9 protein-coding genes are annotated in these 13,314 nt (G+C 56.0%); 5 read left to right on the top strand and 4 right to left on the bottom strand.

Annotated features, from left to right (window positions below):
* Window positions 1-3,180 (bottom strand): glutamate synthase large subunit (gltB, locus tag ACWVCN_RS01595; protein WP_455243759.1); only part of this gene is annotated, 3,180 nt, incomplete at its 3' end.
* A gap of 252 nt (window positions 3,181-3,432) precedes the next feature.
* On the opposite strand from gltB, the gene ACWVCN_RS01590 reads away from it, so the two are divergent.
* The 3 genes from ACWVCN_RS01590 to ACWVCN_RS01580 all read left to right on the top strand — a co-directional run bounded on the left by ACWVCN_RS01590 (window position 3,433) and on the right by ACWVCN_RS01580 (window position 7,372).
* Entirely contained in the window at window positions 3,433-4,401 is a 969-nt protein-coding gene (locus ACWVCN_RS01590) for a polyprenyl synthetase family protein (RefSeq protein ID WP_455243758.1), read from the top strand.
* Window positions 4,402-4,518: 117 nt separating this feature from the next.
* Window positions 4,519-5,841, top strand: a complete 1,323-nt coding sequence (locus ACWVCN_RS01585; protein ID WP_455243757.1) for a DUF1015 domain-containing protein — start codon at window positions 4,519-4,521, stop codon at window positions 5,839-5,841.
* A 118-nt stretch (window positions 5,842-5,959) separates the two neighbouring features.
* Window positions 5,960-7,372 (top strand): sigma-54-dependent transcriptional regulator, encoded by a 1,413-nt coding sequence (locus ACWVCN_RS01580; protein WP_455243756.1) that lies wholly within the window; start codon window positions 5,960-5,962, stop codon window positions 7,370-7,372.
* 15 nt (window positions 7,373-7,387) lie between these two features.
* Here ACWVCN_RS01580 and ACWVCN_RS01575 read toward each other — a convergent pair whose 3' ends face one another.
* The 3 genes from ACWVCN_RS01575 to ACWVCN_RS01565 all read right to left on the bottom strand — a co-directional run bounded on the left by ACWVCN_RS01575 (window position 7,388) and on the right by ACWVCN_RS01565 (window position 9,827).
* The gene (locus ACWVCN_RS01575; protein ID WP_455243755.1) at window positions 7,388-8,137 is read right to left on the bottom strand and encodes a nucleotidyltransferase family protein; all 750 of its coding nucleotides are present in this window, start codon (window positions 8,135-8,137) and stop codon (window positions 7,388-7,390) included.
* 93 nt (window positions 8,138-8,230) lie between these two features.
* Window positions 8,231-9,334: an aminoglycoside phosphotransferase family protein gene (locus ACWVCN_RS01570; protein ID WP_455243754.1), complete on the bottom strand. Its 1,104-nt coding sequence runs from the start codon at window positions 9,332-9,334 to the stop codon at window positions 8,231-8,233.
* Between the two features lie 31 nt (window positions 9,335-9,365).
* Entirely contained in the window at window positions 9,366-9,827 is a 462-nt protein-coding gene (locus ACWVCN_RS01565) for a VanZ family protein (protein ID WP_455243753.1), read from the bottom strand.
* 77 nt (window positions 9,828-9,904) lie between these two features.
* On the opposite strand from ACWVCN_RS01565, the gene ACWVCN_RS01560 reads away from it, so the two are divergent.
* The gene (locus tag ACWVCN_RS01560; protein ID WP_455243752.1) at window positions 9,905-12,100 is read left to right on the top strand and encodes a glycoside hydrolase family 57 protein; all 2,196 of its coding nucleotides are present in this window, start codon (window positions 9,905-9,907) and stop codon (window positions 12,098-12,100) included.
* Window positions 12,101-12,160: 60 nt separating this feature from the next.
* Window positions 12,161-13,165 (top strand): galactose-1-phosphate uridylyltransferase, encoded by a 1,005-nt coding sequence (galT, locus tag ACWVCN_RS01555; RefSeq protein ID WP_455243751.1) that lies wholly within the window; start codon window positions 12,161-12,163, stop codon window positions 13,163-13,165.
* Window positions 13,166-13,314 lie beyond the last annotated feature (149 nt).

Genomic DNA, 13,314 nt, shown 5'->3' with positions numbered 1-13,314 from the left:
CGAGGCGCCCGTTCCCCCATCGTGGCCTGCGATGAGCACCATGTCGGCCTTTGCCTTGGCTACTCCCGCTGCGATGGTACCGACCCCGGCCTCGGAGACGAGCTTGACGGAGACGCGGGCCTTCGGATTGGCCATTTTGAGATCATAGATCAACTGGGCAATGTCCTCGATCGAGTAGATGTCGTGGTGCGGCGGTGGCGAGATGAGCGTCACTCCGGGGGTCGTGTGGCGGACGCGGCCGATCTCCCCGCTCACCTTGTGGCCGGGCAGCTGTCCGCCTTCGCCCGGCTTTGCCCCCTGGGCGATCTTGATCTGCAGTTCCCGCGCATGGGTCAGGTAGTCGGCGGTGACGCCGAACCGTCCCGAGGCCACCTGCTTGATGTAGCTATTCTTCGAATCGCCGTTAGGGAGCGGAATGAACCGTTCGGGATCTTCACCGCCCTCGCCGGTATTGCTCTTGTCGCCCAAGCGGTTCATGGCGATCGCGAGGGTTTCGTGAGCTTCCTTGCTGATGGAGCCGAAGGACATGGCGCCGGTGTTGAAACGTTTGACAATCTCGCTGGCCGGTTCGACTTGCTCGAGCGGGATCGGCTCCGGAGCGCACTTGAAATCGAGCAGGCCGCGAAGGTTCGACCGGCGTTTGCTCTCGTCGTTGACCAACTGAGCGAACTCCGCATAGGTCTTCGGATCGTTCGATCGGCTCGCATGTTGCAACTTGTAAATCGTGTCCGGATTCCAGTTATGGTGCTCGCCCTGGATGCGGTAATGGATCTCGCCGCCGAAATCGAGCTGACGGATCGCGGCCGGGGTGTAGGCAATTCGATGCCGCCGCAACGTCTCTTCACCGATCTCACGAATCCCGACCCCCTCCAGGCGCGAGGGAGTTCCGGTGAAGTACCGGTCGACCAATTCATGGTTCAACCCGATCGCTTCGAAAATCTGGGCGCCGCAGTAGGACTGTACCGTCGAAATGCCCATTTTCGAAAAGATCTTGAGCAGGCCCTTGTTGATCGCCTTGATGAACTTGCCTTCCGCCGTCTGCGCATCGAGCCCTTCCGGCAGATAGTTGTCCCGCTCCATATCGACGAGGGTCTCAAACACCAAGTACGGGTTGATCGTGCCGGCGCCATAGCCGATCAAGCAGGCGAAGTGATGTACGTCGCGCGGCTCGCCGGTTTCCAAAATGAGTCCGACTTCGGTTCTCGTACATTCCCTCACCAGATGATGGTGCAGTGAGGAGATGCCGAGCAGGCTCGGAATCGGCGCCCACTCTTCGTTGACGCCCCGGTCGCTGAGAATCAGGAATTTGTATCCTTCCTTGATTGCCTGGGAGGCCTGCTTGCAGAGATCGTCAACCGCCGCGCCGAGCCCGTTTGGTCCTTCGGCGACGCGGAACAGCATGCGCAAGGTTTTGCTCTTGAAGTGCGGATCGGAAATCCCGCGGATCTTCTGGAGGTCGGCATTCGTCAAGATCGGCTGCTGCACCTTGATGCGTCGGCAGGATTCTGGCGACTCTTCCATTAAATTGGGCTTGGGGCCGATATTCGTCACGAGCGACATGACGAGCTGCTCGCGAATCGGATCGATCGGTGGATTGGTCACCTGGGCGAAAAGCTGCTTGAAGTACTTAAAGAGTAATTGCGGCCGGTCCGAGAGCACGGCGAGCGGCGTATCTGTCCCCATGGACGACACCGCTTCTTCGCCGGTTACGATCATCGGCGTCAGCACCATCTTGAGCTCTTCGACCGTATATCCGAAAGCCTGTTGCCGCTGGCGGATCGTTGGATGGTCCGGCTGGGGAACATTGAGCGGCTCCGGTAACTCATCGAGCGAAACGCCGTGCTGCGTCACCCAACTCCGATACGGCTTGCGGCCGACGATATCGGCTTTGATCTCTTCGTCGTCGATGATCCGTCCTTGCACCGTATCGACCAGGAACATGCGTCCCGGTTGCAGCCGGCCCTTCATGCGGATGTCTTTCGCCTCAGCCGGCAGCACGCCGGCTTCCGAGGCCAACACCACGAGCCCGCCGGTCGTGACCTGATACCGGCAAGGACGAAGGCCGTTACGGTCCAATGTCGCGCCGATCATTTTGCCGTCGGTGAAACAGACGGCAGCCGGACCGTCCCACGGCTCCATCATTGCCGCATGGTACTGGTAGAAGCCACGGCGGTCCAAATCCATGTGCGGATTCGATACCCAGGGCTCGGGAATCAGCATCATCATCGCGTGCGGTAACGAGCGGCCTCCCAACAACAAAAATTCCAACGCATTATCGAGACATGCGGAATCGCTTTGCTGCTCATAGACAATCGGGAAGAGCTTTTCCATATCCTCCCCGAACAATTCCGAATGAAGCCGTCCTTGACGGGCTTTCATCCAGTTCACATTGCCCTTCAGCGTGTTGATCTCGCCATTGTGGCAAATGTGCCGATAGGGATGGGCAAGCGGCCAGGTCGGGAATGTGTTGGTGCTGAACCGCGAATGGACAAGCGCCAAAGCGCTCACCATGCTGGAGTCTTTGAGATCTTGATAGTAATCCGCCATCTGGTGCGGCAGCAGGAGTCCTTTATAGACAATGGTGCTCGAAGAGAGGCTTGGAATATAGAAATGTTCGCGGCCTTCTATAGCCGATTCGCGGATGGCCTTTTCTACCAATTTGCGGATGATGTAAAGCTTCCGTTCGAATTGCCCTTCGTTCAGGACTTCACGCGCAATGAAGACCTGCCGCATGAATGGTTCGGTCTTCCTCGCTTGCACACCGATCGCATCACTCTTGACCGGCACATCGCGCCAGCCGAGCACCCTCGCGCCCTCCTGTTCGATAATCTTGTCGAACAGCCGCTCGCATTTCTGACGAGCTGCCTGATTCGGCGGCAGGAATACCTGCCCCACTCCGTATTCACCGGCATTCGGAAGCTTCACACCGATATCACCGGTCGCCCGCTTCAAAAACTCGTGGGGAACTTGCAACAAGATTCCTGCGCCATCACCCGTATGGGGATCGCAACCTTGTGCACCGCGATGCGTCAGATTCTCAAGGACCTGGAGACCGTGGCGAACGATCTCATGGGATTTCTGCCCTTTGATGTTTGCCACGAACCCGATCCCGCAGGAATCTTTTTCCTGCTGAGGGTCGTAGAGCCCTTGCCTCCGTGGAAGCCCTGGGAGTTCCATCATTCGTATCTCGTGAAAAAGGCTGGTCTTTTCCTGCTGGACAGAGGCCCTACCGAGAGGAATCAGGGACAAAGAATCCCTTTACTCTTGAGGCATTATCCGTTCCAAATGAGTGACTCAGATTAATGGAAGGGTGAATATTCTGTCAAGGGAAGCTAATGCCTGTTTTGGCGGGCATTCCCTTGACTTTGTTTCCCCCTCTGCCCTACCATCCGCCGCATGCCACACGGTCCTCTCACCTCAACGATCCACAGCATGGCGGACGTGTGGGAAGCCTATCGCCAGGAGTTGGATGGAGTTGAGATTCAGGTCCGTAGCAACCTGACATCGAGCGTCACCCTCGTCAATACCGTCGCCGCCCATATCCTCACCAGCGGCGGGAAACGCATCAGACCCCTTCTGCTTCTTTTGAGCGCCAGACTCTGCGGGTATGGCGGTCGCGAGCACCACCAACTGGGAAGTCTGGTCGAATTCATCCACACCGCGACACTGCTGCATGATGATGTAGTCGATGACGCCGATCTCCGCCGAGGCAAGCGAACCGCCCGAAAAGTTTGGGGAAATCAGATCAGCATCCTTGTCGGCGACTACTTGTATTCCCAGGCCATGTGCAAGGTCGTCGAGTTTCGTAGCCAAAGCATTAACGAGGTCCTTGCAGAGGCTTGTAAGAAAATGGCGGAAGGGGAAGTTCTCCAACTCTATTACAATGGGAACCCCGCCATTCCTGAAGCGGATTACATCAAGATTGTCGAACATAAAACAGCAGGGCTCATTGCTGCTTCATGCCGTATGGGCGCAATCCTCGCCGATGCTACGGAGGCTCAACAAGATGCCCTCTTCCGGTTCGGCCAGTTTCTTGGAATCGCTTTTCAAGTGGCTGATGACACCCTCGACTATACGGCCAACGGGGATAGTCTGGGGAAAACTCTTGGGCAGGACCTTCGGCAGGGGAAAGCCACGTTACCATTGCTCCATCTGCTACGGAACTGTTCCGAATCCCACCGGCAGATGATCAAAGATCGAATGGAAACCCGCACGATTACGGATGAAGACCTGCAACGGCTGATCCAACTGATGGGAGAATATGGCTCCATTGCCTACGCGATGGACCGAGCCCAGTCGTATATAGCTGCAGCCAAGCAGGAACTGGATACGTTTGAAGACAGCACGGCTAAACGAGCCCTCTCGGTAGCGGCCGATTACATGGTGACCCGCGACAGGTAGCCGTTTCCCGTGCGGTCCCATGCGCACTTGCTTGGGACGGGCAACGCACGGATAACGGTCCACCCTCTCAGTTTTTATCCATACCCTTACCCTTATTCAGGGAGAATAGGACTGCGCATGGCACTGATTATTCCGTTTCGTGGAATGTTGTATGATCCCTCTGTTGTCGGCACCGTTCGTGATGTCGTCGCTCCTCCCTATGACATCATCGACCAAGCAGGGCAAAAGGCATTACACGACCGCCATCCCCACAATATCATTCGACTTGAACTGGGGATCGACAAACCCGGCGACAACGCCTCCTGCAACCGCTATACACGCGCAGCGGACACCCTGCATGATTGGATTAAAACGGGCGCGCTGAAGCGCGATCCACAACCGGCCATCTACTACCACACGATCGAATATGTGCCGCCATCATCCGACGCCGGAGCCCCCAAACGGACGCTGCGGGGATTTTTAATCACCACAAAACTGGAACCGCTCGATTCCGGCCACATTTATCCGCATGAAAACACCAGATCCGCAGCAAAAACTGATCGGCTCAATTTGCTACAAGCCTGCAAGGCCAATCTCAGCCCCATCTGGCTCCTCTACTCTGATCCGCAGAGCGCCGTTTTAAGTCAGTTGGAACAGTCCGTCAAAGGGACGCCGCCGCGGATTGAATTCCAGGACGACAGCGGCTGTCTTCAGCGACTCTGGGCCGTATCCGACCCGGCAATCCTCAAGCCGATCGTGGAGGCCATGCGGAGCAAACCGCTCTTCATTGCCGATGGACATCACCGCTACGAAACCGCGTTGAACTATCAGAAACTCCGACGGGAACAGGCTGGAAACCCCACAGAGCTTCAGCCCTATGACGGAGTCCTTATGCTCTTGTCTCCGCTCGAAGATCCCGGTTTGACCGTTCTTCCGACACACCGCGTGACGACCACCCCTCTACCGTCATACGAAAAGATCAAGGCGCTTCTGGCCGAGAAATTCGACTTCAAGGATTTCCCGTTTACTGAGAATACAAAGAACGCAGTGCGATCCCAGTTCATCGAAACCCTCCGCAAGGAGGGTCGTACAGTCCCGACTTTCGGCCTGGCGGTCAAGGGGGAGAATCGATACGCCACACTCTCGTTGAAGCCTGCGCACCGCCCACCGGCGGATGCATCTCCACGCACCAAGCTTGACGTCTCACTCCTGCAACAACTTGTGGTCACAACTCTCTGTCCATCGCAACAGGAACAAGAGGCCATCGTCTATACGAAGGACGACCATGAAGCCCTCGATTGGGCGGCCAACGGAACCGGCACAGGTGCCTTACTCTTGAACGCAACTAAGGTCGGCGAAGTACAGGCGGTCGCCACCGCCGGAGAGCGGATGCCCCACAAATCGACATATTTTTATCCGAAGCCGCTCACGGGACTCGTGATCAATGTCATGGAAGAGTGAGCGGCGGCATGGAAAGGTGCTCATTGTGCTCGCACAACGCGCGGCCGCGGAAGGCCCTCGTTGACGCGCGCAGTGATGAGCACATTTCCCGCACCGCCTAAATGGAGACAACGAGAAGATGAAAACCAAGATTCTGATTGTCGACGACGATCCGGACATTGCGACGATGCTGGAGGATCGCCTCCAAGCATCCGATTACGGGACCGTCATCGCCTCTGACGGTGTCCACGCACTTGAGATGGTCGAGCAGGAAGCGCCGCATCTCATGCTTCTCGACCTGGACATGCCGCGATTGACCGGCCTCGAAGTCCTCAAACGTCTTCCGAAAGTCAGGCCGGCGGAAGACTTGCCCGTCAGCGTCATGACCGCACATGGCTCCATCGAATCCGCCGTTGAAGCGATGAAAGACGGCGCCTACGATTTTCTCACGAAACCACTGGACAAGGACCACTTACTGATCGTCATCAACAAGGCGTTGGAACGAGACTCCTTGAAGCGGCAGGTGGCCTGCCTCAAGTCGGAGGTCGACAGCCGCTACGCATCCATCGTCGGAACCAGCCCGAAGATTCGGACGGTCCTGGACGCGGCTCAGCGCGCGGCCAAATCGGATGCCAGCGTGCTCCTTCTCGGTGAGAGTGGCACAGGGAAAGAACTGCTCGCCCGTTCAATCCATCAATGGAGCCCTCGCCACACCATGCCCCTGATAGTCATCAATTGCGTGGCGTTGACGGAGACCTTGCTCGAAAATGAGTTGTTCGGCCACGAGCGGGGAGCCTTTACCGGTGCCGACCGCCTTCAAAAAGGGAAGCTGGAAGTGGCGGACGGGGGGACAGTTTTCCTGGATGAGATCGGCGACATGCCGTTGACACTCCAAGCCAAACTGCTCCGCGTGTTGCAGGACCGCGAATTTCACCGCGTAGGCGGCTCGCGCCTCGTATCGGTTAACATCCGAATCATTGCCGCTACCAACAAGGATCTCAAACAGGCCGTCAAGGCAGGAGAATTCCGCGAGGATTTGTTTTACCGTTTGAACGTAATCGCGCTTACCCTTCCCCCGCTCCGCGAACGGCTGGAGGATTTTCCGGCTTTGGCAAAATTTTTTTTGAGCCGGCATGCGAAAGAAGCAAAGCGCCCGGGCATGATGTTCAGTCAAGCCGCCATGGAGGCACTCAGCCGGTATTCCTGGCCGGGAAACATTCGTGAACTGGACAACGTCGTCGCACGCGCCGTCATTCTGAGTCTGACCGACACCATCGAGCCGGATGTCCTGGCGCTCGATTTTTCCGGCGTAGTCAAGAGCGACTTCCTCCCCTACTTGACCCTTCCCTACCACGATTCCATGGAGGCCCACAGCCGACACATCATTCAACAAGCAATCAAAGACGCCGACGGCAATCAAACGAAGGCGGCAGAACGATTGCGTCTCCAGCGGACATATCTGGCGCGACTGCTGAAACAACAACGCGAAAAGCAAGAGGGCATCGGCGGGGGAACCGACTCAGGACCGGCCGAGAACATTCTCAGAGTCTGATTTCCGACCCGTCATCTAAACACGGGAACCCGAGACAAGACGTTGATTGAGACTGATGCGTCCGTTGGCGGCATCGTGCTCGGCTTGTGCGTAACGCTGCGGCGTGCCGACATCGGACCAATAGCCGACAAGGTCGTACCCGTACACAGGCTCGTTGCGCTGAATCGCCGCGACATAGGCATCAATGATCGACGATTCTTTCCCCTTTGGCACGTCGCGCAAGAGCCTGGGTTGAAGAACATGAATGCCCGCGAACATACGGGTTTTGATTGCAGGACTGTCTGTTTTGCCCCGCCCGGTTATACGGAGGATGCGATCTTCAGAACCCACTTCGATGAGCCCCCAACTCGCCGCATCGGGATCGGCACGGAGGACTAACGTTGCAGCAGCCTTCTGTTGTTGATGCGCGGTCCACAACGCTTCAAGGTCCAACTCGAACAACGTATCCCCATTCAGCACCAAGATCGGCTCTCCCGAAAAGTTCGGCTCAGCCTGCTTGATCCCTCCGCCGGTCCCCAATATGACCGGTTCATGTGAATAGTGGATCCGCAAGCCGTACTTCGAGCCGTTCCCGAGCGCCTGTTCAATCATCGGCCCGAGGTGGTGAAGATTGATGACCACGTCCTGAAACCCGTGGCGTTTCAGCAAGAGCAGGTTCCAGACAATGAGCGGAGTGCCTGCAATCGGAAGCAGCGATTTGGGGATCGTATTGGTGAGCGGCCTCAAGCGCGTCCCCATCCCGGCCGCTAGGATCATAGCTTTCATATAATTATTCCAACGCAGGCAACGGGCGCAGGGCAAGGGTCAAGGAGTTGAACGGAATCTCCAAACCCTCTCCTCGTCCCGCTAGTCTGACTCCTATTGAAGTTCCGGCACATAGGCGTTCATGAGTTTGCGGAGCGTAGACAGTTCCGGATACTTCGAAAGGTTGCGCTTGACGTAGCCGAGCGTCCGGGGAATGTCCGCCAGGAATTTTGGATTGCCTTTCACGCGATCGATGTATACAAAACGCCCGGCGGCCTTCAGATTCCGCTGGATGCTCGTGAAGTCGAAGAGTCGACGGAAACTTTCCCGATTGCTCGACTTCTTCTGTTCCGCCTCCATCAGATCGAGATAGCTATCAATAAGACGGTCAATGAGCGACTCATCCAATTCGATATAGGCGTCGCGAAGCAACGATGCCAAATCGTAGGTAACCGGTCCCATCAACGCATCTTGGAAATCAATCACGCCCAACCGGTTCCCATCGACCATCAGATTTCTTGAATGATAATCTCTATGCACGAACACTCGCGGCTGTTCGGCCAGCAACTCAGAGATTTTCCTGAATTCTTCGCGTATGGCAGAGCGGTCATCTTCACCCATCGCCGCTTCTTGACGCGCCTCAATCCCGTACTCGAGAAAATGATCGAACTCCCACATCAGCAATGGGACGTCGAAGCTGCGGTGGAACGCCAGACAGTTCGGATCGCCTTGCAACGTCGCGGTCGATTGGATCCGGACAAGCATGGCGATGGCCTGCCGGTATCTCGATTCAATGACCACCGCACTTGCACCGGAGCAGGCTTCTGAAAGCGTCACGTCGCCGAAATCTTCCAAATACAACAGCCCGGCTGATTGGTCGTAATAATAAAGGTCCGGGACAGAGACCCCCGTCTTCGCCAAATGGGCCTGAATGTTCAAGAAGGGGAGTTCGCTAATCCTGTGTGTAGCGGCGCTTACCGCCTCTTCCGATTGCTTGAAGGCTTCCGGCTCGGCCAGTTGCATAAGAATAATGGGCCGAAGGGCAGGCGGATCCAGCTCGATGCGAAAGTATCGACGATTCGAGGCGTCTCCGGCGAGAGGCGTGAGTCGCTTGAACGTCCCCGTAAAGGGCAGCCTCGTCCGTACTGTCTCAGCGATGAGGGCCTGATCGGGAAGCGCCAGAGGTTTCTTGGGAGCGGCGGGATCTATAGTGGCCATTAGCGGGGGATTATACACGAACTGCGAACTTTCACGAACTCATTGTCCGAATATCAATCAGCTTCTGCGAGCTCGAGCCTCCCTGGAGTAAATGATGGGAGACCCATGAGCCGATTACAATTCCGATTGTGTCCGCTCCCCAATCTAACCAACTGGATTCACGGAAGGGCACGAAGGACTGATGGAACTCATCAGTCATTCCGTAGAAGGAACCGGCAAGAATCGCCAGCACCAGCGCCAGCCGGGCGCCACTCGGCCCGGCAGCCCAACGGAATAGGCGATACAGCAACACGCCTAACACCCCGTATTCGACAAGATGCAGGAACTTGTCGCTCAGTTTTTTGAAAAGCAGATCGGGCAGCTTCTCTTCCGGAAAAGGGAGCGAAGAAAAATAGAAAATGACGGCGGCGTAGAGGATGACGGGCGCGCTGTACCAGATCCATTGACCAAGATAATTATAAGTTGTGCCTGCCCTTCCAAGTCCTTTTTCCATTTCTCTCCGTTGATTGCAAGACTCATATCCCTATGACATACTTCCGCTAAGTCCGCAATATTGTTCGCTGATTATCTATGAAAACCGCCCATGTTTGCTTCCTTTGGCATATGCATCAACCCTACTATACCGACCCGGTCAAGGGTTTGGCCAGCATGCCTTGGGTGCGCCTCCACGCCACCAAAGCCTATTTCGACATGGCCTACCTGCTCGAACAATTTCCGTCTATCCATGCCACATTCAACTTTACGCCCTCCCTTCTCCTTCAGCTTAAGGAAATCGGAAGCGGAACTGTCCGAGACGTTTTCCTCGACCATGCGGAGAAACCTGCCGCCGACTTGAGTCTCGAGGAGCAGGCCTTTCTCATTCGGCATTACTTCTCGATCAATTGGGCCACCATGATCCGGCCTTATCCCCGTTACCATGATCTGCTCGTCAAGCGCGGGTTGAAGATTGACGATCACGATCTTGAACGGCTTGCACGTCAATTCACTGTCCAAGAGCTATTGGATCTGCAAGTCTGGTTCAATCTCGCCTGGTTCGGATACGGAGCCGTCGCTCGCTATCCGCGACTCGCCGCCCTTCGTGCCAAGAATCGAAAGTTTACCGAAGAGGAGAAGCAAGAAGTACTGACGCACCAACGGACAATTGTCCAAGAAATCGTCCCTATGTATCGGCGTTTGGCTGAACAAGGTCAGATCGAGCTGACAACGACACCTTTTTACCATCCGATTCTCCCCCTCGTCATTGATACCGACATCAACCGGCGGGCTAGACCGGACCTTCCGCTGCCATCCAGGTTTCGGGCGCCGGAAGATGCCGAGGCTCAGCTGCAGCGGGCGGTCGAGTTCCATACCGCTACCTTTGGGCAAGCACCGGTCGGCCTTTGGCCCTCAGAAGGATCCGTCTGTCCTGAACTGTTACCGATGCTTCCGCAGAAAGGGTTTAAGTGGTTGGCAACCGATGAAGGCATCCTGGCGCGTTCCCTGGAAGCCTCGCAGCAACAATGGAAACGACAGAAGCACTTGTATCGACCTTATCGAATGGGCTCGTCCGGCCAAGAAGTCTCGATCGTCTTCCGCGACCGAGAGATTTCCGACGCGTTCGGTTTTGCCTACCACAAGACAACTGCAGAGTCCGCCGTTGAGGATGTCCTGCGCCGTATCAGGCGCATTGTGATGGATGCTCCCCGAGAGGATGTCTTGATTCCGATCATTCTGGATGGCGAGAACCCCTGCGAGCATTACCATGAAGGCGGCAAGCAGTTTCTCGCACAGCTATATGCTGGTCTGATGTCGGATAGAGGCGACTCAGTTCGAGTGATCACCACAACAATGTCCGAGGCTCTCAAGGCAGTGCCGCCCAGGGAATCTCTCTCCGCACTCCATTCCGGCTCATGGATCAATCACGATTTGAAGATTTGGATCGGCCACCGGGAAGACAATCGAGCATGGGATCTTCTCGGACTTACCCGTTCGCGATTGCATCAACTGAGCCCCATCCTGTCTCCCGAGCAAACCCAGGCCGCGTGGAATGAACTCTACGCCGCCGAAGGGAGCGATTGGTTCTGGTGGTATGGCGACGATTTTGAAACGGCCTATAAGGAAGAATTCGATCGAATCTTTCGCACCCATCTACGGAATGTCTGGTCAATCATCGGCGCGACACCGCCGGAGTGGATCAATCAGCCCATCTGTGGAACGAGGGATATCATTGGTCGCGAGTGTGTGACGCGGCCGTTCGCGTTGTTGCATCCGACGCTCGATGGCCGTGTCACCGATTTTTTCGAATGGCGCGGTGCCGGCACAATTAATCCTAATCCTCCACTGGGAGCCATGTGGAGAGCCGACGGATTGTTTTCTGCGATTTACTTCGGGTGCAGCCTCGATTATCTCTATCTCCGGCTGGATCCTGCAGACGCCTTGCGTGGCTGCCGTGAAGACAAAGACCTGGTCATCGAATGCTATCTCAAAACCCCGGACCACACCTATCGCCTGAGTGTCTCACTGACTGAACCAGACCACTACTCGTTGGCTAGACGGAAGGACGAGAATCACTGGGAAGAAATCGGCCTGTCAAAAATGATAGCGCGACAAGAGGTATTGGAACTGGCCCTTCCATTCAAGGACATCCAACTCGAGTCACATCAGGCATTAGGCTTAACTGTCGTCGTCAAGAACGGTGGGTTGGAAACCGCACGCTATCCACACCACGAACCGGCACCTCTCACGGTGCCAGGGCCCGACTTCGAAGCCACGATGTGGCGTGTATGAGGACCAGGCAAGCGGTGGATGGCGCGAGGCAAGAGGATCTAGTCTAACGCGGAGGAAAAGATGCCTGATTTGCGACGTGATCCGATCGTAGGCCGTTGGGTGATTATCTCGACGGAACGGAACGGGAGACCCCAAGATTTCGCATATCTGAATCAGACCCGTCCGATTTCGACTGGTCTGTGCCCATTTTGTCCTGGGCAGGAACGGCTGACGCCAAAAGAAATCATGGCTTACAGGCCCCAACCGTCCGAGCCGAATGCCCCGAACTGGACTGTTCGCATCATTCCCAACAAATTTCCGGCATTGCAGGTCGAAGGCGACCTGGGCCGTGAAGGTGTCGGGCTCTATGACCGCATGAACGGCATCGGCGCGCATGAAGTCATTATCGAGACCCCGGAACATAAAGACAGCCTCGGAGACATGTCCGCCAAAGGCATCGAAGACGTGCTATGGTCCTATCGCGATCGGATTCTGGACCTCAAGAAAGATCTCCGCTTCCGGTACATCTTGATCTTCAAGAACCACGGAGCCGCAGCCGGCGCCACACTAGAACATTCGCATTCGCAATTGATCGCTCTCCCGGTCATCCCCACAAGCGTCATCGACGAAATCGAAGGCTGCCGCAGGCACTACGAGCAAAAGGAACGCTGTATTTATTGCGACATTCTCCGGCAGGATTTATCAGACGGCGATCGCGTTGTAGCCGAAAACCCCGAATACGTTTGTGTCACTCCGTTCGCACCCAGATTCCCGTTTGAAATGTGGATCTTCCCGAAACGCCACGCCGGGTACTTCGAGGAAAGCCAGAAACAACAATTCGAATTTATGGCGCCGATCTTGTCGGAATCATTGCGCCGTATGGACAAAGTCCTGGCGAAGCCGGCTTACAACTTCATCCTTCATAGTTCGCCGCTTCATGAAAGGACAGGCGATTTCTATCACTGGCATCTGGAGATCATTCCGAAGTTGACGCAAGTGGCGGGCTTCGAATGGGGCACGGGGTTCTACATCAACCCTGTCTCGCCGGAAGAATCGGCCAGATGTTTGCGCGACGTGCACCTCTAGATAGGCCCGGGCAAGAGGAAGAAGCGCACGCTTAGAGTCTGCTTGCCTCTTCCCTGTCGCAGGGCCTATTATCGCATCATGCAAGTCCAACTCAGCCATCCTCACCGGAGCGTGGAAGTCAAAGGTCCCAAACGCGCCAAAGACGTCTT

The organism is Petrachloros mirabilis, assembly GCF_975968855.1.
This window is presented reverse-complemented; position numbering and strand designations above follow the sequence as displayed.

Coding starts and splice junctions, on each gene's coding strand:
- ACWVCN_RS01590 (WP_455243758.1), top strand. CDS start 3,433: ATGGCGGACGTGTGGGAAGCCTATCGCCAGGAGTTGGATGGAGTTGAG.
- ACWVCN_RS01585 (WP_455243757.1), top strand. CDS start 4,519: ATGGCACTGATTATTCCGTTTCGTGGAATGTTGTATGATCCCTCTGTT.
- ACWVCN_RS01580 (WP_455243756.1), top strand. CDS start 5,960: ATGAAAACCAAGATTCTGATTGTCGACGACGATCCGGACATTGCGACG.
- ACWVCN_RS01575 (WP_455243755.1), bottom strand. CDS start 8,137: ATGAAAGCTATGATCCTAGCGGCCGGGATGGGGACGCGCTTGAGGCCG.
- ACWVCN_RS01570 (WP_455243754.1), bottom strand. CDS start 9,334: ATGGCCACTATAGATCCCGCCGCTCCCAAGAAACCTCTGGCGCTTCCC.
- ACWVCN_RS01565 (WP_455243753.1), bottom strand. CDS start 9,827: ATGGAAAAAGGACTTGGAAGGGCAGGCACAACTTATAATTATCTTGGT.
- ACWVCN_RS01560 (WP_455243752.1), top strand. CDS start 9,905: ATGAAAACCGCCCATGTTTGCTTCCTTTGGCATATGCATCAACCCTAC.
- galT (WP_455243751.1), top strand. CDS start 12,161: ATGCCTGATTTGCGACGTGATCCGATCGTAGGCCGTTGGGTGATTATC.